Raw genomic sequence first — 21,087 nt, forward strand, 5'->3', positions numbered from 1 at the left:
AGCTCCCTACCTGACCACCAGCACGGAGCACTTCGCCCGGCGCACAATGGTCGAGGCATTCGAGCCGATCACATAGGCGAGCATGCCGGGCTCGTGCGAGCCGATGACGATCAGGTCGGCACCGCTGGCATCTGCCTCGGCCAGCACCTCGCCATGGACCGAGCCAACCAGGACCTTGGCCGAGACGCGCTCGGCCGGCAGGTTCACCTTGGCGGCGATCTCGGCGAGCTTGGCCTCGGACTCGGATTGCTGGCCGGCGTCGAAATCGGCCGGCACGAATTCCATGTAGGTGATCGGAACAAGCGAGCGGACATAGATCAGCCTGATCGAGCCTTCGGACTGGGTGGCGAACCCCTCGGCCGCGGCGATGGCCGGTCCTGCCAGCTCGGCCTCGGCGAGATCGACCGGGACCAGAATCGATTTGTACATCGCATCCTCCTCCGGCGTGGCCCGCCCGGCCTGATGGTCGAACGATCGGAACCGACGCCTGCACACTATGTCGGAGCACGATCCCGCAAGGGAAGAGCGTCGCGTCGTCGCGATGGGCTCCGGCGTCCGACAGCGCGATCATGACCGGAGCGAACGCGGCCGTCCTTGCGGTCGATCAAATGGGCCGAAGAGCGCGCGAGCCCTCTCCGGGAACGGGGAAGGATCTGCGAGGGGCAGCGCTCAGGCTGGTCAGATGGGGCGTAAGGCCCCTCTCCATGTCTCTCCCCGTTCCGGGCGAGAGCCCGTCGCGATTCCTTGTCCATCGCTGCGATGGTCAGGAAAGACGGCGTGCTTCGTGAAAATTCAGCCCTGACGCGCCGGTGTGCGCACCACGAGGCCGTCGAGATCGTCCCGCACCCTGATCTGGCAGGACAGGCGCGACGTCGGGCGCACGTCGAAGGCGAAGTCGAGCATGTCCTCCTCCATCGGCTCGGCGTGGCCGGCCTTCTCGGCCCAGGCCTCGTCGACATAGACATGACAGGTGGCACAGGCGCAGGCGCCGCCGCATTCGGCCTCGATGCCCGGCACGCCGTTGCGGACTGCGACCTCCATCACGGTCGACCCCGTCTCGCCCTCGACCGTGCGGCTGGTGCCCTGGGCGTCGATGTAAGTGATCTTCGGCATCGTGAACTCCGGCCGCCTGGCGACGGCTGCGCGGCTGGCGCGGTCGGGAGGAACCGGCCGGGCTTCCTGGCGGGCCACGGGCAGGTTCGCGAAAGGGACATCGTCCGCGAGCGGGGAGCCCACCGACATCGCATCTCTAGAAGATTTCGAAAGCGCGCGAAACGGCGATCTCCGCCGTGCCGCCCCTGCCGTCCTGCGGCGTCAGGCCGCGCAGTCGAGCCGGGAGATCACGGCGCGCGCCTCGGCCGCGGCGAGCGTCAGCGCGTCCAGCGCATCCTCGCGCGGCGCGGCATCGGCCTTTGTCAGCTGCTGCTCGATCAGGTCGGCGGCCTCGGCCACCTGCCAGGCGCCGATGGCGCGGGCAGCTCCCTTCAAGGTATGGGCGGCATCGCGGCCGACACTGGCGTCTCCGGCATGGATGGCGCGCAGCTGGCGAGCGCATTGCTGGGCGAACAGCGTCAGCAGCTCGCGCTCCAGCTCGGCATCGCCGCCGCTCTGGCGGGCGAGATGCACGAGATCGATGGCAGTCTGGGGCATGGGGAACTCGGTTCTTGTCTAAGCCGCGGAACTCGCGCAGCCTTCTGACCCCTCATGAAGCGCCGTTATGGTGAATGAGGCGTTAACGACGTTTGTGAATCAGACGGTCAAACGGGTTTCAATCCCTGCTTGCCTCAACTACCCTTCGAGACAGTAAACGATGGGCGTCGTGTCGCTAGTAGGATCCGGCTGGAGGCTGCCGGTTCCTGCTCTGCGGCGGACAGTGGCGCCCATCGCAAGTGGCGTAGCGAGGCGGCATTCATGACCCGGCAGAACAAGCTCCAGGATCCGACCGAAGCGGCAATGTCGGCGATCGAGGAGGCGCTGAGGCTCGATCCGTCGAAGACCGAGGGCCAGTCTTCGGCCGAACCGAGGCTGCCCTCGACCGGGGAGAACGAGCTCAAGATCGAGCTGCCTCGGGTCGAAAGCGCTCCGGCCAGTGCCGACGCCGTATCCGAACCGCTTCCCGCGCCCTCCCGCCCGGCCATCGCGCCGGACACCAGCCGCGTCGCCAATGACGACCGCCGCGACTCCTCTTCACTCGTCCAGGCCTTCGCCGTCCGCCCCTCCGGCAGGCCCTATTGGCTGGCCGTCCTGGCAGCTTTCGTCTGGCTCGGCGGTATCGGCTTCACGCTCGTCAGCCGATACGGCTCGTTCACCGAGGGCCTGCCGGCCGGCATGGCCGCCTGGGGACCCGGGCAGTGGGCCCTGCTCGCCTTCGGCGCCGGCACGCCGGTGGTCTTCTTCTTCGTGCTGGCGGCGCTCTATCGCCGCACGCAGGAGATGCGGCTGGTCTCGCGCGCAATGACCGAGGTCGCGCTGCGCCTGGCCGAGCCGGAAGTCGTCGCGACGGATTCCGTCCTGTCGCTGAGCCAGACTATCCGCCGCGAGGTCGCCGCCATGGGCGACGGCATCGAGCGCGCGGTTGCCCGCGCCGGCGAGCTCGAGACCATCGTTCGCGGCGAGATCGCGACGCTGGAACGCGCCTATGCCGACAACGAGATCCGGCTGCGCTCCCTCATCGATGAGCTGGTGACCCAGCGCGAATCCGTCGTCGGCAATGCCGAGCGGGTGAAGTTTGCGATCTCAGGCGCGCATGAGAGCATCACCAAGGACCTGGAAACCGCCAGCCGCTCGATCGCCGAGGCTGTTGCCGAGGCGGGCGAGCGCGTCACCTCGCGCCTGACCGACAAGGGCGACCAGATCACGCTGGCCCTGGGCCATGCCGGCGAGCGCATGGTCGACGAGATCAGCGGCCGCGGCAACGACTTGGTCGAGCGCCTGCAGTCGACGTCGCACGACGTCAGCGAGCGCATGACCGCCGCCAGCCAGTCGGTCACCGCCGTGCTCGACAACCGCGCCCAGGAGATCGCCGGTTCGCTGGAGCGCACCGGCGCCGTCCTCACGGAGGGCCTGACCGCCGGCGCCCGCGACGTCACCCGCGCCATCAGCGAGACCGGCGCGCAGGTCGTCGAGTCGCTGGCGAGTCGCGCCGAGGCCGTCAACGAGACGCTGCGCTCGACCGGCGACACCCTCGCCGAGGAGATCAGCCAGCGCGGCGCGACCGTCGCCGAGCGCTTCGAGCAAAGCGGGCGCACGCTGGTCGACCTGTTCGACACGCAGAGCACCAGCCTGACCCAGCGCCTGACCGAGACCGGCGAGAGCCTGCGTACGTCGATCAGCAGCGAGGGCGAGAGCGTCACCACGCGCTTGGCCGAGGTCGGCCGCGGCGTGCACATGCTGCTCGGCAAGCAGAACGAGCTCGTCGTCAGCCGCATCCAGGAGGCCGGCGACACCGTTCACGGCCTGATCGCCAGCCAGGGCGAGACGCTGGTCGAAAAGCTCGAAGGCACCGTCCAGACCGTCGACAACCTGCTGCGCGAGAAGACCGATTCGATCACCCTGCGCTTCGACGAGGCCGGCAAGGGTCTGCACAACCTGATCGGCGAGCGCGGCGAGGAACTGACCGCCCGTATCTCCGCCGTCGGCGCGACCGTGCACAGCCTGTTCTCGGAAGAGGCGAGCAGCCTCGTCACCCGCCTCTCCGACGTCGGCCATGAGGTCCGCAGCACGATCGGCGAGCAGGGCGACCATCTGGTCGGCCGTCTGGCCGAGACCGGCCAGCGCCTGCAGGAAGCGATCAGCGAGCGCGGCGACGGGCTGGTGCTGCGCATGGCCGAGATCGGCCAGGGAGTCGAGCATGCGATCGGCGAGCGTGCCGACAGCATCGTCAATCGCGTGGCCGATGCCGGCCGCAGCGTCGAGGCCATGATCGGCGAGCGCGGCGACGGTCTCGTCTCCCGGCTGTCCGAGACCACCTATGAGATCGAGCAGACGCTTGGCGGCCGCGCCGACGGCATCGTCGCGCGCATCGCCGATGCCAGCCGCGGCATCGAGAGCGTGATCGGCGAGCGTGGCGACGGCCTCGTCGCCAAGCTGTCGGAGACCACCGAGGAGATTCACCGGACGCTCGGCGACCGCGCCGAGGGCATCGTCGCCCGCGTCGCCCATGCCGGCCGCGACGTCGAATCGGCGATCGGCGAGCGTGGCGACGGGCTGATCGCCCGCCTGTCCGAGGTCGCGCGCGAGGTCCATGCCACGATCGGCGAGCGCGGCGACAGCCTCGTCGCCCGCCTGTCGGATGTCGGCACCGAGGTCCACACCGCGATCGGCAGCCAGCGCGAGACACTGGTGACCCAGCTCACCGATGCCGGCGCCAGCGTGCGCAACATTCTGATCGCCGAGGGCGAAGCGCTCAGCGGCCGCGTCATCGCGACCGGCCAGGACATGCAGGAGCTGCTCTCCGGCCAGAGCCAGGCCCTCGTCACCCGCGTCGCCGATGTCGGCCGCTCGGTGCATGGCCTGCTGGCGGAGCGCGGCAACGCCCTGATCGACCGGCTGGCCGAAGCGAGCGGGACCGCGCATCGCCAGCTCGACGAGACCGGCGAAGCGCTCGCCGCCAAGATCCTCGCCGCCAGCGAGACGGCGAAATCGGTCATCGACGACCAGCACAGCGGCTTCATTGCCCGCCTCGGCCAGGCCGGGGACGAGGTCGGCGCCCTGCTCGGCACGCAGCGCGATGCGATCATCGCCGGCCTCACCGCCACCGGCCGCGAGGTCCATAGCCTCATCGGCGAGCAGAGCCAGAGCCTGGCCAGCCGTCTCGACGAAGCGACCAAATCCCTCGCCGACGCGATCAATGTCGACGGGCGCGAGATCGCCGACCGCGTCACCGACGCGGCGACAGCCCTGCGCGGTACCTTCACGACCGAGGCCGAGCGTGCCAGCAGCCTGCTCGCCGCGACCGGCAAGGACGTGGTCATCGCCCTCACCCAGCAGGGCGGCCGGGTCAACCAGGCGCTCGCCGCCAATGCCGAATCGCTGCTGCGCTCGGTCGATGCCCGCTCGCAGGCGCTCAACGAGTCGCTCGCCACCAAGCATGACGCGCTGAACCGCCTCTTCGACGTCCAGGGTCGCGAGATCGAGGCGACGATCGGCGCTCGCCTCGGCGCCTTCGAGGAAATCATCGTCACCCGCGGCGGCACGCTGGCCGCCAAGCTCGGCCACGACGCCCGCTCCTTCACCGACCAGGTGACGCTGCGCCTCGGCCAGGTCGAGAAGCTGCTCGGCGAGGAAGGCCAGGCGCTGGCCGAGCGGATCGGCGAGCGCTCGCAGCACGCCGCCGAGACCATGATGGCGCGCACGCAGGAAGCGGCCGCCGCCATGGAGACGCAGATCAAGATCTTCGAGGAGCGTTCCAGCGCCAAGAGCGCCGAGATCGCGACTTCGCTCGACGGGCTCATCGCCCGCATCGACGGCAATCTCGGTTCGCGCGCCAGCGCGCTCAACGAGGCGTTGGTCGAGCGCACGGTCGACATCGCCAGGGTCATGGCCGAGGGTGGGCGCGAGGTCACCCGTGCCCTCACCGCCAAGGCCGACGAGATCGGCGAGATCGTCACCACGAAGAGCGAGGCGCTCACGCAGACGCTCGCCGAGAAGGCCGACAGCATCAACGCCACGCTGGGCGGGCGCGCTTTGCAGATCGCCGATACGCTCGACCAGAGCGTGGCGCGGTTCGAGGAGCGCGTCGTCAACCGGCTCGACACGGTCTCCGGCACGCTCGACGCGCGCGGCAGCCAGATCGCGCAGACCCTGCAGGGCACCGCAGATTCGATCGCCGGCTCGCTCGGCGACCGCACCGAGGAACTGCGCGCCCTGTTCGACGGCAAGGGCACCGGCCTGATCACCCTGCTCGACGAGCGCGGCAACCAGATCGTCCAGACGCTGCAAGGCACCGCGGATGCGGTCACCGGCTCGCTCAGTGCCCGCACCGACGAGCTGCGTGCCCTGTTCGAGGGCAAGGGCACCGGCCTGATCACCCTGCTCGATCAGCAGGGCAACAAGATCGTCCAGACCCTGGACGGCGCCGCGGCCTCGGTCGCGGACTCGTTCAGTGCGCGCACCGACGAGCTTCGTGCCCTGTTCGACGACAAGGGCACCGGCCTGGTCACCCTGCTCGACCAGCACGGCAACCAGATCGCGCAGACGCTGCAGGAGAAGTCGGACGGCATCGCGGCCGCGCTCTCCGACCGTTCGAACGAGCTGCGCGCCGTGTTCGACGAGCGCGGCGGCGGTATCCTCAATGCGCTCGGCCATCGCGGCAGCCAGATCGCCCAGATCCTGCAGGAGCGCTCGGAGGGCATCGCCACCGCCCTCTCCGGCCGCACCGAGGAATTGCGCGCCGTGTTCGACGAGCGTGGCGGCGACATGCTGAACACGCTCGACCAGCACAGCCGCAACCTGACCCGGACCCTGGCGGAGCAGTCGGACGGGATGAGCTCGGCGCTCATCACGCGCACCGAGGAACTCCGCGCCCTGTTCGACGAGCGCGGCAACGGTGTGGTCGATGCGATCGGCCGCAAGGGCGTGACGCTCGCCAACCAGTTCGCCAACCTCGGCGAGGCCCTGGTCAACAATATCGAGACGCGCGGCAACAGCATGGTCGCCGGCCTGCAGGAGCGCAGCGCCGAGATCAGCCAGGCGCTCGAGCTTGCTTCGGGCGCGCTGCGCGAGACGATCGAGAGCGGCACCAACCACTCCGTCGAAGCGCTGCTCAAGACCAACGAGCAGCTGCGCAGCGAGCTCGGCAGCATGCTGGGCCGCCTCGGCGAGGCCAACAAGCTGATGCAGCAGATCGTCACCGGCGCGAACAAGAATCTCGCGGCGGTCGAAGGCAGCCTGTCGGGCCGGGTCGAGGAGTTGCAGAACGTGCTCTCGACGGTGGTGCAGGAGACCAACCGGACCTCCGAGCAGGTCGCGAGCCAGATCGCGACGCTGAAGGGCTATTCGGAAGGAACGCTGCGCGACACCGCAGCACTGATCTCCCGGATCGACGCGCAGGGCTCGTCGATGACCGAGACGACGCAGGCCAACGCCGCGGCGCTCAACGCCGTCGCGCAGCGGCTGGAGCAGGTCGAGGCCCGCGTCGGCAACGTCCTGGCCGACCGCAAGGAGGCGCTGGAGCACCTGCACGAGCTGATCTCGACGCGCACCGACGATATCGAGCAGATCACTCGCTCCTTCTCGTCGGCGCTCGACGATTCGCTCAGCAACGCCGAGACGCGCACCCGCCAGCTCAGCACCGTGCTCGGCGACGCAGCCGAGTCCACCAGCAGCGCCATCGCCCAGCAATTCGACTCGATCCGCGCCGCCAGCGGCCGCGAGCGCGAAGCGACGGCGCTGGCCCTGCGCGCCGCCTATGAGGAGGTGGTCAACGAGATCTCCGGCGAGTTCGCCAAGGTCACCGAGCGCTTCCAGAGCGCCGCCGAGGACATGCGGGCCATGTCTGCGGAGATCCATCGCGAGCTCGAGTCCACCCGGACCGAGCTCAAGAAGGGCGTGCTCGAGCTGCCGCGCGAGACGCAGGAATCGACCGCCGCCATGCGCCGCGTCGTCGCCGACCAGATCAAGGCGCTCAACGAGCTGACCGAGATCGTCTCGCGCTCGGGCCGCAGCAGCGATGTCGCGCGCCCACAGGGCGAGCGGCGGCCGACGACGAGCTATCAGCAGCCGGTCCCGGTCGTCAGCGCCGCGTCCTCGATCGCGGTGCAGAGCGCGCCGGTGCTGACCGAGCCGCTGCGCGCCTCGATCGATCCGACGCCGGAGCCGGCCCGGGCCGAGACGCAGGCGGCGCCGGTGCGCCCGGCCCCTGCCCCCGAGCCGGTACGGCCTGAGGTTCAGCGTGCCGAGCCGGCTCGCCGCGCCGCCGTCGAGCAGCCTGCCCCCGCCAAGTCGGGTTGGCTCTCGGACCTGCTCAGCCGCGCCTCGCGCGACGACCGGGCGCCGGAAGCGGCCAAGCCGACGGCGCATAGCATCGAGAAGCTCGATTCGCTCTCGGTCGACATCGCCCGGATGATCGACCATGACGCGGCCGTCGAGCTCTGGGAGCGCTACAAGCGCGGCGAGCGCAACGTCTTCACCCGCCGGCTCTATACGCTGCAGGGCCAGCAGACCTTCGACGAGATCCGGCGCAAGTATCGCCGCGACACCGAGTTCAAGGAGACGGTCGACCGCTATATCGAGGAGTTCGAGCGCCTGCTCGGCGAAGCGGCCAAGGACGACCGCGACTCGATGGTGGCGAAGACCTACCTGACCTCGGAAACCGGCAAGGTCTACACCATGCTGGCCCATGCCAGCGGTCGCTTCGAGTAAGAACAGCCCTTGCGCGCAAACCAGAAGAGGCCGCCCGGGAGGCGGCCTCGTTTGCTTCTGCGTGCCCCCGCTCCGATGCGAGGTAATGTCTGATCGTGTGAGCGCTCATCCTGAGGAGCCATTTCGCCGGACATGGCGTCTCGAAGAATGCTTCACAGCAGGTCCCGGAGCCTCATGGGCCATCCTTCGGGACGCCGCCGACGCGGCTCCTCTGGATGGGGGCTTCCGGGCGAGATGCCATCGAGGAGACAGCAGCGCCCCATCGCGCCATCGCGCCATCGCGCCATCGCGCCATCGTCAGTTGCTGAGCCTGAAGATTGATGTCCAGCAGGGATCGGGTGGGCGAGGTCTGCGGACGCGCTGCGCCACGATGCCGTAGGCGCAGGCCTTCAGCGCGCCCAGCGGGCGATCTGGATCAGCACCTGCGACAGCGCCTGGTCGAGGGCCTGTGCCGCCCCTGCCCCCTCGGCGCCAGCCGGCACGCGGGCCGAGAACAGCCTGGCGCGCTGGACCTTGCCGGTGCGGTCGCCGATCAGCTTGGCGGTGATCTCGACCACGGCCTGGCCGCTGGCGGCGTCGATGTTAAAGGCGCGGATATCAGTGTTGAGCTGGAAATCGGGCACGATGCGTTCGCCCGGCCGTCCAACGGCAGCAATGCGGCTGCCGTTCTCGAAGGTCTGAATCAGGCGGGTCTGCACCAGATTGGGCACCCGGTCGGCCCATTGCGCCCCACCGAGGAAAGAGAGCGCGCCGCTCGAATCCTTGACGATCAGCCGGTCGGAATCGAGCGCCTGCACAGCCGTCGGCTGGGCGACGATCAACACGCCGCCACCGCCGCCGATGCGGCCGAAATCGCGTGGTGCCGAGAGGTCATAGGTCGTCGGCGCCGATCCGCCGCCGCAGCCGGCCAGCAGCAAAGAGCCTGCCGCCGCCAGAGACAGGGCGCGCAGACGACGACGAAGCAGCGAGGGCAGACTCGGCATAATCATATCGGCTAGCGCGATCCGCTGTATTGGGGAAGCGGCGGACGGCCGCCGAAGATGAACTGCTGGGGATTGCGCTCGACATTGCGCAGAACACGGTTGAGATCCCCGAGCGTACGCTTGCCGTCGGACGCCAGCGTTTCGAGATCGCGCAGGCCGGGGCCGGTGAAGCGGTTGATGCCGACGGTGATCTCCGCAGTGCGCTTGTCGAGATTATCGGCCAGCACCCGAATCGATTTCGCGGCATTGGCGACCTCGGCAAAGGCACCCTGCCCGTCCTGCGTGTTCAGGAAGGCCTGCGCCGCCTTGAGCACGCCCTCGACCTGATCGGCGGCGCGGTTGAGTTTGTCGGTGATCGAAGCGACGTCGCTGACCGCCTTCGACACATCCGCGCTCGATCCGCCGAGCGCAGCGGTGAATTTGTCGACGTTCTCGATGATACCGGTGATCTTCGCGCGATCGATCGAGCGGACCACCGAGGTCAGTTCCTCGCTCAACGTTCCCAGCTTCTGCGATAGCGGTGCGATCGTATCGGCGATCTGGCCGAAGCTCGACATCAGCCTGTCGATGTTGCCGGAATTGTCGCCGAGCGCCTGCGAGAATTTCTCGACATTGCGGACGGTGTTGGTGATCGAGCCGGCGTTTGTCTTGATCAGCCCGTCGAGATTGCCGAGCACCTCGTCGGCCTTTTTGGAAACATTGCGGACCGATTCGATGATGTCCTGCAGCTCGGAGCGCTCCGCGACGATAGTCGGCAGCGTCTCGCCGGGCTTGGCCTGCAGCACCGGGGCATCCGGCTCGCCGCCGATCAGCTGCAGCGCGACCACGCCGGCAAGCCCCTGCGCCTCGATGCGGGCGCGCGTGTCGACACGCAGCGGCGTGGTGTTGTCGACCTCGATCACACCGAAAATGCGGCGCGGATCGTCGGGCTGCAGGCCGATCTGCTTGACCTCGCCGACCCGCAGGCCGTTGAAGAGCACGCTGGAGCCGCGTCCCAGGCCTGTGACCGTCCCGGTGAAGATCACGCGAACGTCCTGCTTGCGGCCGCCGCCGCCGCTGCCGAACCAGTAGACGAAGCCGAACATCGCCGCGATCACCGCAAGGGTGAAGAGGCCGACTAGGGCGTAGTTGGCACGGGATTCCATCGCGAGCGGTCAGGTCCTCGTTTGATCCGCGGGCAACCGGGCGCGTGCCCGCTCGCCGCCGAAATACGCCTTGAGCCAGGGATGATCGGAAGCCAGCATGGTGGCGAGCGGACCGACCGCGATGACACGCTTGTCCGCCAAGGCGGCTATCCTGTCGCAAGCTACGTAAAGACTATCGAGATCATGGGTTACCATGAACACTGTCAGGCCCAAAGTCTGCTTGAGCGTCATAATCAGCTCATCGAACTCGGCGGCACCGATCGGATCGAGGCCGGAGGTCGGCTCGTCCAGGAAGACGATCTCGGGATCGAGCGCCAGCGCCCGGGCGAGCGCCGCACGCTTGATCATACCACCTGACAATTCGGAGGGCGTCTTGTCGGCCGCATCGGGCTTCAAGCCGACCATCTCGATCTTGAGCATGGCGAGCTCTTCCAGCAGGCCCGGCGAGAGTTGGAGATATTCGCGCATCGGCACCTGGATGTTCTGCTTGACGGTCAGCGCCGAGAACAGCGCGCCCTGCTGGAACATCACGCCGAAGCGACGCTCGAGCCGCCGCCTGCCGCGCGGATCGAGCTTGTCGACGTTCTCGCCGAAGACCTCGATCGAGCCACGCTGCTTGCGCACGAGACCGAGGATGGTGCGGGTCAGCACCGACTTGCCCTGGCCGGATCCTCCGACGAAGCCGAGAATTTCACCACGCATCACATCGAGATCGAGCCCGTCCATGATCACCTTGTCGCCGAAGGCGACCTTCAGATCACGAACGCGAATCACCGCCTCGGGTTCCTCACCGCCCGACGCTTGTGGTTCGCGCGGGCCGGCCTGAGAGGGTCTGTCGAGCACGTTCAGCTCCCCTCACATCCTGATCGAGGCGAAGAACATCGCGAACAGCCCGTCGACCACGATCACCATGAAGATCGCCTTCACCACCGAGGCCGTCACCTGATGGCCGAGCGATTCGGCCGAGCCCTTGACCGCCAATCCCTCGATCGAGGCGATCAATCCGATCACGAATGCCATGAACGGGGCTTTGATGAGGCCGACAGCGAAATGCTGCCAGGTGATCACGGATTTCAGGCGTTCGAGATAGGTGTCGAGGCCGATGCCGCCATAGAGCCAGCTCACCAGGCCAGCGCCGATAAGCCCGGACATCGCCGAGATGAAGGTCAGGATCGGCAGCGAGATGATCAGCGCCAGGATGCGCGGCACCACCAGCACCTCGATCGGGTCGAGCCCCATCACCCTCAGCGCGTCGATCTCCTCGCGCATCTTCATCGAGCCGATCTCGGCCGTGAAGGCGGAGCCGGAGCGGCCGGCGACCATGATCGAGGTCAGCAGCACCGAGAGCTCGCGCAAGACGAGGATACCGGTCAGGTTGACGACGAAGGCTGTGGCGCCGAAGCGCTGGAGCTGGAAGATGCCCTGCTGCGCGACGATGCAGCCGACGAGAAACGAGATCAGGATGATGATCGGCGCGCCGTTGAAGGCGATCAGCTCGACCTGGTTGACCAGCGAAGGCCCGCGGAAGCGCCGCGGTCCGAAGAGCGCGCTGACGCAGCCCGCCATCACCTCGCCGAGGAAGACGGCGCCACCGGCAAGGTCACGGCCGAAGCGGATGACGGCCTGGCCGATGTCGACGAGGATCGTGACGAGCCCGATCGGTCGGATCGGCGGCTCGTAGTCGGTGACATTGCGCTCGACCTCGCGCAGGAGCACCGCATGCTCCGGACGGCGGCTCACCAGCTCGATGGCTACGCCCTTCGCCTCGCCTGCCTGCTTCACCTGGTCGAGCAGATAGGCGCCGAGCGTGTCGAGGCGCTCGATCGCCGACAGGTCAAGGCGCGCCTGGCGGACGCCGCCGACGCGCTCGGACAATTCGCTGGTCAGGGCTTCCAGGCGCGGCGCACGCCCAACGCTCCAGCGACCGGCCAGAGATACGACGAGGACGCCGCCATCGTCGCGATAGACCGCCTGCGGCTCAACGTCGTCGACGACAGCCATGCCGGCTCGCCTGCTCCCGCGCTTAGATTCGGCCCCCGAGACCTGTATTGCCGCGGGAGTTGAGGAAGGCAAGGGCCGCCAAGACCAGCCCTAGCAGCGCGACCGGCACCATGGCGAGGAACACGCCCGGCCCGAACAGGCGATAGAGATAGCCGGACAGCACGGTGGCAAGCCCCATCACCAGCGCACTCACCGCAACGAGGCGCCCCTGCGCTGCCGCGCGGCGCGCCTCTGGGGACAGCGCCGACAGCGCCGCAAGCGTGCCCAGATGCATGCAGCCGAAGGTGATGCCGTGCAGCAGCTGCAGGACGGCGGTGACGGCAAGGCCGGGATCGGCGCTCATCGCCGCGAAGCGCAGCACGGCGGCGACCGCCGCGATCGCGATCCAGCGCAGGCCGATGAGACCGCTCGCGGCAATGCTGCCCCCGACGAGGAAGACGGCGATCTCGGCAAGGACTGCAACCGCCCAGAGCCAGCCAACCGCCTCGCCGCTGAAGCCGATGCTGCGCCAGTGCAGGGAGCTGAAGGCATAGACCGCTGCATGCGTGGCGTTGACGCAAGCAGCCGCCCCGACTGCGAGCCAGAACGACACCCCGAAGCCAGCCGCTGACGCTCCTCGCGGAGCGGCCGGCGAAATCCCCCCTGGCGGCGACGGGGCCTGCAGCGCGGCAAGCGCAGCGAGCGCACTGCTGCCGGCGAGGACGAAGGGGATCAGCCAGGCGCCGTGCTGCGCGATCAGGTAGCCGCCCGCGAGATTGGAGAGCACGAAGGTCACCGAGCCCCAGAGTCTGACCCGGCCATAATCCTTCAGTGCCCCGGCCTTGACCTGCGCGGTGGTCAGGACATCGGCAAGCGGCACCACACCCGACAGGGCGATGGCGCTGAGCGCCGTCAGGACGGCGATCGGCAGGAGGTCCGCCTGCTGCGCCAGGGCGAAATAAGCAAGTGCTGCCAACGCATTGAGCAGCGCCAGCAGGATATTCGGGCGCAGGCGGTCACCGAGCCCCGTCACCGACGATGCCACGAAGACGCGCACCAGGATCGGTATCGCCAGCACATAGCCGATGTCGACATCGCCCAGTCCCGTGGAGGCGAGCCAGACTGGAAAGAATGGCAGATAGAAGCCCACGCCGAGGAAGTTCAGCGCGTGCATGAGCGAGAGGCGCAGAGCCAACACGCGCGAGAATCCGGTCCGGAGCGGCGGTGACATGCCTTTGGCAGCGATTTCTTAAAGAATCAGCAGCAATTTTGCCGATGGGCATCTTCGGTCGGCGAAACACGATTCGACCAGCCCATGGAGTGCAGCCTGGCCATGAGCGACGCGCGTTCGCTATCTCCGCTGAGCGCGGCCGACTATGACGCGATTGCCGCCGCCGTGATGGAAACGGCGCGCGGCCGCTGGTTCCTGTCTGAATATGCCAGGCGCAACCGGCAGACCGACACCGAGATGGTGCTGTCGGCGATCGCGCGCCTCGAACGGCTCTGCACGGTGCCGGTTGCGCTGCCGGAGCTGGGGCCGGAATTCTCGGAAACCGCCCGCACCATCGCCGAACTGCGCGACGATCTCGACCGGGGCGGCGCCTCGGCCCGCCTGTCGGCCCGCATCCAGGAGACCACCGCCGGCATCATCGAGGCGGCAGAATCCATCCAGGAGATCGCCTGGACCCTGCGCGAGAGCGGCGTGGAGCCCGAGCTATGCGATCGGCTCGACCGGCGCGCGAGCGAGATCTATGGCGCGACCACCGTGATCGAGGCCGGCGCCAACCAGATCGAGAAGGTCTCGGACACAGTCGCCATGCTCGATGCGAGCTTGCGGGCCGCAGCCGAGGTCGCGGCCGAGGAATCCCAGCCGGCCGTGCCTCCCGCGCCAGCGCAACCGGCCATCATCGACCCGATGACCGATCTCGGTGACATCGATGTGGTCGATGCCGGAACGAAGCAGCGCGTGCCGCTGAACGAGACCGGGCTGCACCAGCAGACGCAGCCCTATCGCCGGCGCAGCAGCACCCAGGTGGCCGAGGACGATATCGCCTTCGCCGATGTCGGTGCACCGCCAGAATCGATCCTGCTGCCGGACACGGCCAGTTCGGCGCGGCTCGAGCTCAGCTATTCCGAGGCCGACCTGCGGGCGATCGCCTCGCTGCCGGTCGAGGACCGACTGCATTTCTTCGGCTGAATTCGTCCCGCCTCAGTTCTCGCGCCTCAGCGCGCTCTCATGCCAGCGCCGCAGCAGGAGATGCGAGATCAGGCTGGTCGCGAGGAAGATGGCGATGCCCGAGAGCGAGATCATCAGCAGCGCCGCAAAGACGCGCGGGATCTTGAGCTGATAGCCGGCCTCGAGGATGCGGTATGCCAGCCCCGATTCCGAACCGCCCGTCCCCGCCACGAACTCGGCGACGACGGCGCCGATCAGCGCGAGCCCGCCCGAGATCTTGAGACCTGCGAGGAAATAGGGCAGCGCCGCCGGCAGCTTGAGATAGCGCAGCGTCTGCCAGCGCGTCGCGCCATGCAGCTGAAAGAAATTGATCAGGTTGTGATCGGCCGAGTTCAGCCCGAGGATGGTGTTTGACAGGATCGGGAAGAAGGCGACGATCCAGGCGCAGATCAAGAGCGACAGGTTGATGTCGCCGGCCCAGATGATGATCAGCGGCGCGATCGCGACGATCGGCGTCACCTGCAGGATCACCGCATAGGGCAGCAGCGCCATCTCAAGCCATTTCGACTGAGTGAAGAGCACAGCGAGCGCGACGCCGACGATCACCGCCGCCGCCAGCGCCATGAAGGTGATGCGCAAGGTGATCCAGAGCGAGGCCGAGAGCGTGCCCCAATCGGCGATCAGGGTCTGGCCGACCAGAAGCGGCCCGGGCAGCACATAGGACGGCACCTCGTTCCAGCGCACGGCGAACTCCCAGAGCCCGAGCACCAGGATGCCGACGAAGATCGGGGCGAGGATGCGCGGCCAGAAGCTGACCGGCAGGCCGAGGATGCTGGGCTCGGCAAGCGCGAGCGGACGGGCTTCGGCATCGGTGCCGTCATGCGGCACGGCAGCCGCGGAGGACGGAGAGCTCATGCGCCGATCGCCTCCTTGAGCTTGCCGGAGGCCAGTCGGCAGAGATGGGCGTATTCGGCCGAGGTCCGGAACAGCTCGTCGCGCGGATAGGGCGCGGAGACGTCGAGATCGGCCATGACGCGGCCGGGGCGGGCTGCCATCACCACGATGCGCTGCGAGAGATAGACCGACTCGAACACAGAATGGGTGACGAAGACTGCGGTGAAGCGCTCGCGCCACCACAGGTTCAGGAGGTCGTCGTTGAGGCGATGGCGGGTGATCTCGTCGAGCGCGGCGAAAGGCTCGTCCATCAGGAGGATCTTCGGCCGCATCACCAGCGCGCGGGCAATCGAGACCCGCATCTTCATGCCGCCGGAGAGCTCGCGCGGATACGACTTTTCGAAACCCTTGAGACCAACCAGCGCCAGCATCTCGGCGGCGCGCGATTCGGCTTCGCGCTTCGGCACATGCTTCAGCGTCAGAGGCAGCATGACGTTGGACAGCGCATTGGCCCAGGGCATCAGCGTCGGGTCCTGGAAGACGAAGCCGAGGTCGCGCCCTGCCTTGTCCTCACTCGAGCCGGGCCAGTCGATCGTGCCGGTGGAGGGGCTGCCCAGCCCGGCGATCATGCGCAGCAGGGTCGACTTGCCGCAGCCGGAGGGGCCGAGCAGGCTGACGAACTCGCCGGTGCCGAGATCGAGATCGACATCGCGCACGGCGATGGTGCCATTGGCGAACTGCTTGGAGACCCGCCGGATCGAGACGAGCGGAGCCCCGCTCGCCTGCCCCCCCGCCGGATGTGTGCTCAGATAGGCTGTGTCCAAAGGCCTGACGATCCGTTGTGTGAAAGGCCGTCATTCTCGGGCGGAGCGGAGCGCTGACCCGAGAATCTCCGGCAAGAGATGCTCGGGACAAGCCCGAGCATGACGCATTTCAGGGCTTGCCGACGCCCTTGTTGATGAACTCCAGGCTGTAGGCCTTCTTCACGTCGACGCCCGCGGGGATGACGCCGGCCTCGGTCATGGTCTTGGCGAAGCTTTCCCAGCGCGCGTCGGTCATGGCGCCGATGCCGAGCGTCTTCGCATCCCCCGAGGCGACGATGCCGTTGTCGTTCATCACCTTGAGGGCGTAGTCGATCTTCTCCTGATCCATGTCGGGATTGTCCTTCAGGATCCGGGCATTGGCGGCGGCGATGTTCGGGCCACCCTTCATGTATTCGGCCCAGCCCTCGGCCGTCGCGTCGACGAAGCGCTGCACGATCTCCTTCTTCTCCTGCACCATCTTGCGGGAGATCGTGATCGTCGTGTTGTAGTTCTCGAAGCCGGCATCGGCGAGGAGGTGGACGACGGGCTCGACGCCAGCCTTGCGGATGACGAAGGGCTCGGAGGAGAGGAAGCCCTGCTGGGTCAGCTTCTTGTCGGCCAGGAACGGCGCCATGTTGAAGGTGTAGGGCCGGATCTGCTCGTCGCGATAACCGAATTTCAGCTTCAGAAACGGCCAGAAGCCGACGCGGGCCTGCGCGGCGATCAGGATCGGCTTGTCCTTGAGGGCGGCAAGCGTGTCGTTGCCCTGGCCGGGATGCGAGATCAGGACCTGCGGGTCCTTCTGGAAGATCGAGGCGATGACGAGGAAGGGCAGGTTCTCCTGCGCGAAGCTGAGCGCCTCCAGCGAATTGCCCATGATCATGTCGACGCGGCCGCCGAGCAGAAGCTGGGTCGGGTTCTGCTGCGGGCCACCGGGGCGGATGTCGACGTCGAGCCCGTACTTCTTGTAGATGCCGTTGGCGGCGGCGAGATAGAAGCCGCCATGCTCGGTCTGGGCGCGCCAGTTGGTCTGGTAGCTGACCTTGTCGAGGGTCTGCGCATTGACACGCGCGCCCGGCACCGGGATCAGCACCGAGGCGGCCGAGCCGCCGAGCAAGCCAAGCGCAGCGCGCCGGTCGAGGCGATATTTCATCGTCATGGCCTAACCCCCTCCATCATGTCGCGAACCTGTCGCCGGACCGCACAACCCTTGCATCCAGCAGATAGCCTGTATGCCACGGCCTGTGGGCCGCTGGAAATGCGCCGTCGCCGGCTTTCGCACAGACAGGCTTTGCCGGCGAGGCTCCGGCCCGCATGGCATGCGCATGCCACCAGCCCTTCCCTCGTCATTCGCGGCCACTATGCTGGGCAGTCCTGTCGCCCTGAGGCAGCAGGCGCGAATCGCGGGGCCTGCCCGCAGCTTGATCGACGAGACATCGAGACATGACCGCACGCTTCTGGGGCGACCTGAAGACCACCGACTTCGCCGGCCTCTCGCCCGAGGCGACCATCGCGGTGCTGCCGCTCGCCGCGATCGAGCAGCACGGCCCGCACCTGCCTTTGTCGGTCGACACCACCGTGATGAACGCGATGCTGGCGCTCGCCATGCCGCAGGTTCCTGCCGGGCTCGACGCGTTGGTGCTGCCGACGCAGGCGATCTGCAAGTCGAACGAGCACCTGCATTCGCCGGGCACATTGACGATCTCGTGGGAGAGCGCGATCCGCAGCTGGATCGAGATCGGCGAGAGCGTGAAGCGCGCCGGCCTGCGCAAGCTCGTGCTCGTCACCTCCCATGGCGGCAATGTCGACCCGATGAAGGTGGTGGCGCGCGAATTGCGCGTCAGCCAGGGCATGTTCGCGGTCTCGACCTCCTGGAGCAATTTCGGCCTGCCGCCGGAGCTCTATGGCGAGATGGACGCCAGGCACGGCATCCATGCCGGCGATATCGAGACCTCGCTGATGCTGCATTTCCGGCCCGACCTCGTCGACATGAGCCAGGCCGGCCGCTTCGTGCCGCGCACGGTCGAGATGGCGGATGAGAGCTATAGGTGGCTGCGGCCGACCGGCGCGCATCCCTTTGCCTGGATGGCGCAGGACGTTCACCCCTCCGGCGCGGCGGGCGATGCCAGCCTCGCCACCGCAGAGAAGGGCAAGGCGACGGCCGAGCTTCAGGCCAGAGGCTTCATCGAACTGCTGGCGGATGTGGCGCGGTTTCCGCTGGCGAAGCTGCACAAGGCGGGGTGAGCGCATCAATCCGGATCGAGCAGCCTCGGCCCCGCCCCCTGCTTGCCGAGCTCGTCCCAGGGATTGTGCAGCGGGCAGCTCTTCACCGAGAGGCAGCCGCAGCCGATGCAGTCGTTGAGGTGGTCGCGCAGGCGCGTCAGCCGGTCGATGCGGTGCTCCAGTTCCTCCTTCCAGGCGGCCGAGAGCCGGCTCCAGTCCTCCGCCGTCGGCGTGCGCTCCTGCGGCAGCGCCTTGAAGGCCTCGCGGATGGTCTTGAGCGGGATGCCGGTGCGCTGCGCCACCTTGATGATGGCGACACGGCGCAGCACCTCGCGCGGATAGCGGCGCTGGTTGCCGGCATTGCGGCGGCTGCGGATCAGCCCTTCGGCCTCGTAGAAGTGCAGCGCCGAGACCGCGATGCCGCTGCGGCTCGCGACCTGGCCGACGCTGAGATCGTCGGCAAAGGGATTGCGGGCTGGGTGCTTCATGGCGCTTGACCTTAACCTTACTTGAGGTCTTATAGAGATCGCTCCGCTGCACCGCCAGCCCTCCGGAGCCCTCCCATGCATCGCCCGCTCATCCCCCAGATCAAGGTCGCCGTGATCTATGGCAGCACGCGCCAGGGGCGCCTGTGCACCAAGGTCGCCGGCTGGACGATCGCGCAGATCGAGGGCGACGGCCCGTTCTGCGTCGAGAGCGTCGACCCCGGCGCGCACGACCTCGCCGAGCAGACAGAGCGGCTCGGCCGCGCCGACGCCTTCATCGTGGTCACGCCCGAATACAATCGCAGCTTCCCGGCCCCGCTGAAGGCGCTGATCGACGAGACCGGCGCACAATGGCGCGGCAAGCCGGTCGGCTTCGTCTCCTATGGCGGGGTCTCCGGCGGCTTGCGCGCCGTCGAGCAACTGCGGCTTGTTTTTGCCGAACTGCATGCCGCGACGATCCGCGACGGCGTCTGCTTCGCCAATGCCTGGGACCAGTTCGACGAGACTGGTCGCCTGCGGGACGCCGACCGTGCCGAGCGGGCGATGGCGACCATGCTCGGACAGCTCCATTGGTGGGCGAGCGCGCTCAGGACGGCCCGCAACACCGTGCCTTACGGCCAGTTCGCAGCCTGAGCAGCATCCGGCGGAACACAATATCGGTAGCTCGCTCGCAGAGATCTTCTCGCGCCGGCGGGTCGTAGGAGGCAAATTCCACGTCCCGATGACCGCGCGTGGAAAATCTCCCTGACAATGCAGGCATCCAACGCCGCGATGCAGTTTGCTTCACAAATTGGAACTGGTCGTGGCCGCGGCATCCGGCGAAGGATCGGGCAAACCGATCCCTCGCACTGCGGAGCCGCCATGCAGCTCAAACTCCTGCGCAACGCCCTGCTCAAGCTGAGCTATGCCGGCAAGACCCTGCTGATCGATCCCGATTTCGGCGAGAAGCTCAGCCGCCGCTCGATCGCCGGCAAGTCGCAGAACCCGATGGTCGACCTGCCCGAACCGATCGAGGAGATCCTCGCCGGTGTCGATCACGTCATCGTCTCTCATCTGCACGCCGACCATTTCGACGAGGTCGCCAAGGCGCGGATCCCCAAGGATATTCCGCTGATCTGCCAGCCCGGCAATGAAGAGGCGATCCGCGCGGCCGGCTTCAGCAATGTCGAACCGCTCGCATGCTTCGTCAGGATAGGGCCGATCGTGGTCAAGTCGCAGCCGGCCCAGCATGGCACCGGGCCGGTCGTCGAGGTGATGGGAAAGGTGATGGGCCTCACCCTGGAAGCGCCGGGCGAACCTTCAGTCTACTGGTGCGGCGACAGCGTGCTCTATCCGCCGCTGCAGGAGGCCGTCACCAAGGCCGAGCCCGACGTGATCATCACCCATTCCTGCGGCGCCCTCTGGGACGGCACGCTGATCGTCATGGATGCGCAGCAGACGCTCGACCTTGCCGAGCAGGCGCCGCAGGCGGTGATCGTCGCCGTCCACATGGAAGCGCTCGATCACGCAACGGTCAGCCGGCAGGCGTTGCGCGATGCGGCCGAAGCCCGCGGTATCGGCCGCGAGCGTCTGCTGATCCCCGCGGATGGCGAGACGATCGACTTGAAGGCGCCGATGGGCGCCTGAGCGGTGCTTACCTGACGCGCTTGGCGTCGACACCAAAGGAGCGGAATGTATTGCGGTCGACGACGGTTACGGTCGTCGACGAGCTGGAATTGCCGAACTCGCTCTTGCTGGACATCTCCAGCACGCACTCTCCGGCACCCGCGCCGGGTTTGGTGGTCCATTGGCCGGAGGTGACCTGCTCCTCCCACTTCCCTTCCTGATTGACGAAGCGGCGGACGGCCCTGAACGAGCCGTCGGCGTTGTAGGCGTCGAGATTGTCGACCTTGACCTTCATCGGCCCCATGGCGACGTCGCCCTTGGTGGCCCAGCGCCCGGTCAGCGCACTGCGGCAATCAGTAGCGGCCGAGGCGATCCCTGCCGAACAGAAGAGGGCTGCAAGGAGCGGCAGGAGGATGCGTCGCATGATAATCT

General features: G+C 67.6%; 18 protein-coding genes. 5 read left to right on the plus strand and 13 right to left on the minus strand.

Annotation, left to right across the window (positions count from 1 at the left end):
* Positions 1–6 precede the first annotated feature (6 nt).
* The 3 genes from V7S63_RS06540 to V7S63_RS06550 form a co-directional block, all read right to left on the minus strand.
* A complete protein-coding gene (locus V7S63_RS06540) occupies positions 7–429 on the minus strand; it encodes a universal stress protein (RefSeq protein WP_091831157.1) in 423 nt (140 codons plus the stop codon).
* Positions 430–792: 363 nt separating this feature from the next.
* Positions 793–1,113, minus strand: a complete 321-nt coding sequence (locus V7S63_RS06545) for a 2Fe-2S iron-sulfur cluster-binding protein (RefSeq protein ID WP_091832340.1) — start codon at positions 1,111–1,113, stop codon at positions 793–795.
* 201 nt (positions 1,114–1,314) lie between these two features.
* Positions 1,315–1,650: an Hpt domain-containing protein gene (locus V7S63_RS06550; protein WP_091831159.1), complete on the minus strand. Its 336-nt coding sequence runs from the start codon at positions 1,648–1,650 to the stop codon at positions 1,315–1,317.
* Between the two features lie 261 nt (positions 1,651–1,911).
* Between V7S63_RS06550 and V7S63_RS06555 the strand changes: the two genes are divergently transcribed.
* Complete coding sequence (locus V7S63_RS06555) at positions 1,912–8,361, plus strand: apolipoprotein A-IV repeat region-like domain-containing protein (RefSeq protein ID WP_336529618.1); 6,450 nt, start codon at positions 1,912–1,914, stop codon at positions 8,359–8,361.
* A gap of 389 nt (positions 8,362–8,750) precedes the next feature.
* Here V7S63_RS06555 and V7S63_RS06560 read toward each other — a convergent pair whose 3' ends face one another.
* From V7S63_RS06560 to V7S63_RS06580, 5 genes are all read right to left on the minus strand, one after another.
* The gene (locus V7S63_RS06560) at positions 8,751–9,344 is read right to left on the minus strand and encodes an ABC-type transport auxiliary lipoprotein family protein (RefSeq protein ID WP_336529619.1); all 594 of its coding nucleotides are present in this window, start codon (positions 9,342–9,344) and stop codon (positions 8,751–8,753) included.
* 11 nt (positions 9,345–9,355) lie between these two features.
* Positions 9,356–10,489 carry an MlaD family protein gene (locus tag V7S63_RS06565; RefSeq protein ID WP_336529620.1) on the minus strand — a complete coding sequence of 378 codons (1,134 nt, stop codon included), beginning with the start codon at positions 10,487–10,489 and terminating at the stop codon, positions 9,356–9,358.
* 9 nt (positions 10,490–10,498) lie between these two features.
* Positions 10,499–11,215 (minus strand): ABC transporter ATP-binding protein, encoded by a 717-nt coding sequence (locus V7S63_RS06570; RefSeq protein WP_091832346.1) that lies wholly within the window; start codon positions 11,213–11,215, stop codon positions 10,499–10,501.
* Between the two features lie 129 nt (positions 11,216–11,344).
* Positions 11,345–12,490, minus strand: a complete 1,146-nt coding sequence (locus tag V7S63_RS06575; protein WP_336529621.1) for an MlaE family lipid ABC transporter permease subunit — start codon at positions 12,488–12,490, stop codon at positions 11,345–11,347.
* 22 nt (positions 12,491–12,512) lie between these two features.
* Complete coding sequence (locus tag V7S63_RS06580; RefSeq protein ID WP_336529622.1) at positions 12,513–13,667, minus strand: MFS transporter; 1,155 nt, start codon at positions 13,665–13,667, stop codon at positions 12,513–12,515.
* A gap of 135 nt (positions 13,668–13,802) precedes the next feature.
* On the opposite strand from V7S63_RS06580, the gene V7S63_RS06585 reads away from it, so the two are divergent.
* Entirely contained in the window at positions 13,803–14,666 is an 864-nt protein-coding gene (locus V7S63_RS06585; protein ID WP_158673255.1) for a hypothetical protein, read from the plus strand.
* A 12-nt stretch (positions 14,667–14,678) separates the two neighbouring features.
* Here V7S63_RS06585 and V7S63_RS06590 read toward each other — a convergent pair whose 3' ends face one another.
* The 3 genes from V7S63_RS06590 to V7S63_RS06600 all read right to left on the minus strand — a co-directional run bounded on the left by V7S63_RS06590 (position 14,679) and on the right by V7S63_RS06600 (position 17,501).
* A complete protein-coding gene (locus V7S63_RS06590; protein ID WP_100959396.1) occupies positions 14,679–15,560 on the minus strand; it encodes an ABC transporter permease in 882 nt (293 codons plus the stop codon).
* Positions 15,557–16,363, minus strand: coding sequence for an ABC transporter ATP-binding protein (locus tag V7S63_RS06595; RefSeq protein WP_336529623.1), 807 nt, complete (start codon positions 16,361–16,363; stop codon positions 15,557–15,559). Before V7S63_RS06595 ends, V7S63_RS06590 begins: the two co-directional genes overlap by 4 nt.
* A 109-nt stretch (positions 16,364–16,472) precedes the next feature.
* The gene (locus V7S63_RS06600) at positions 16,473–17,501 is read right to left on the minus strand and encodes an ABC transporter substrate-binding protein (RefSeq protein ID WP_336529624.1); all 1,029 of its coding nucleotides are present in this window, start codon (positions 17,499–17,501) and stop codon (positions 16,473–16,475) included.
* A 284-nt stretch (positions 17,502–17,785) separates the two neighbouring features.
* Here V7S63_RS06600 and V7S63_RS06605 point away from each other — a divergent pair, with 284 nt between their 5' ends.
* The gene (locus V7S63_RS06605; RefSeq protein WP_336529625.1) at positions 17,786–18,586 is read left to right on the plus strand and encodes a creatininase family protein; all 801 of its coding nucleotides are present in this window, start codon (positions 17,786–17,788) and stop codon (positions 18,584–18,586) included.
* Between the two features lie 5 nt (positions 18,587–18,591).
* On the opposite strand, the gene soxR is transcribed toward V7S63_RS06605, so the two are convergent.
* On the minus strand, positions 18,592–19,053 hold the full coding sequence (soxR, locus tag V7S63_RS06610; RefSeq protein WP_091831181.1) for a redox-sensitive transcriptional activator SoxR: 462 nt from the start codon (positions 19,051–19,053) through the stop codon (positions 18,592–18,594).
* Positions 19,054–19,128: 75 nt separating this feature from the next.
* On the opposite strand from soxR, the gene V7S63_RS06615 reads away from it, so the two are divergent.
* Together V7S63_RS06615 and V7S63_RS06620 are read left to right on the plus strand one after the other, a co-directional pair.
* Complete coding sequence (locus tag V7S63_RS06615; protein WP_336529626.1) at positions 19,129–19,683, plus strand: NADPH-dependent FMN reductase; 555 nt, start codon at positions 19,129–19,131, stop codon at positions 19,681–19,683.
* A 228-nt stretch (positions 19,684–19,911) separates the two neighbouring features.
* Entirely contained in the window at positions 19,912–20,676 is a 765-nt protein-coding gene (locus V7S63_RS06620) for an MBL fold metallo-hydrolase (protein ID WP_336529627.1), read from the plus strand.
* A gap of 7 nt (positions 20,677–20,683) precedes the next feature.
* On the opposite strand, the gene V7S63_RS06625 is transcribed toward V7S63_RS06620, so the two are convergent.
* Positions 20,684–21,079: a hypothetical protein gene (locus V7S63_RS06625; RefSeq protein WP_100959391.1), complete on the minus strand. Its 396-nt coding sequence runs from the start codon at positions 21,077–21,079 to the stop codon at positions 20,684–20,686.
* Positions 21,080–21,087: the final 8 nt, after the last annotated feature.

It is taken from the genome of Allobosea sp. CCNWLY174, from assembly GCF_037120455.1.
In the GTDB taxonomy this organism is placed as follows: domain Bacteria; phylum Pseudomonadota; class Alphaproteobacteria; order Rhizobiales; family Beijerinckiaceae; genus Allobosea; species Allobosea lupini.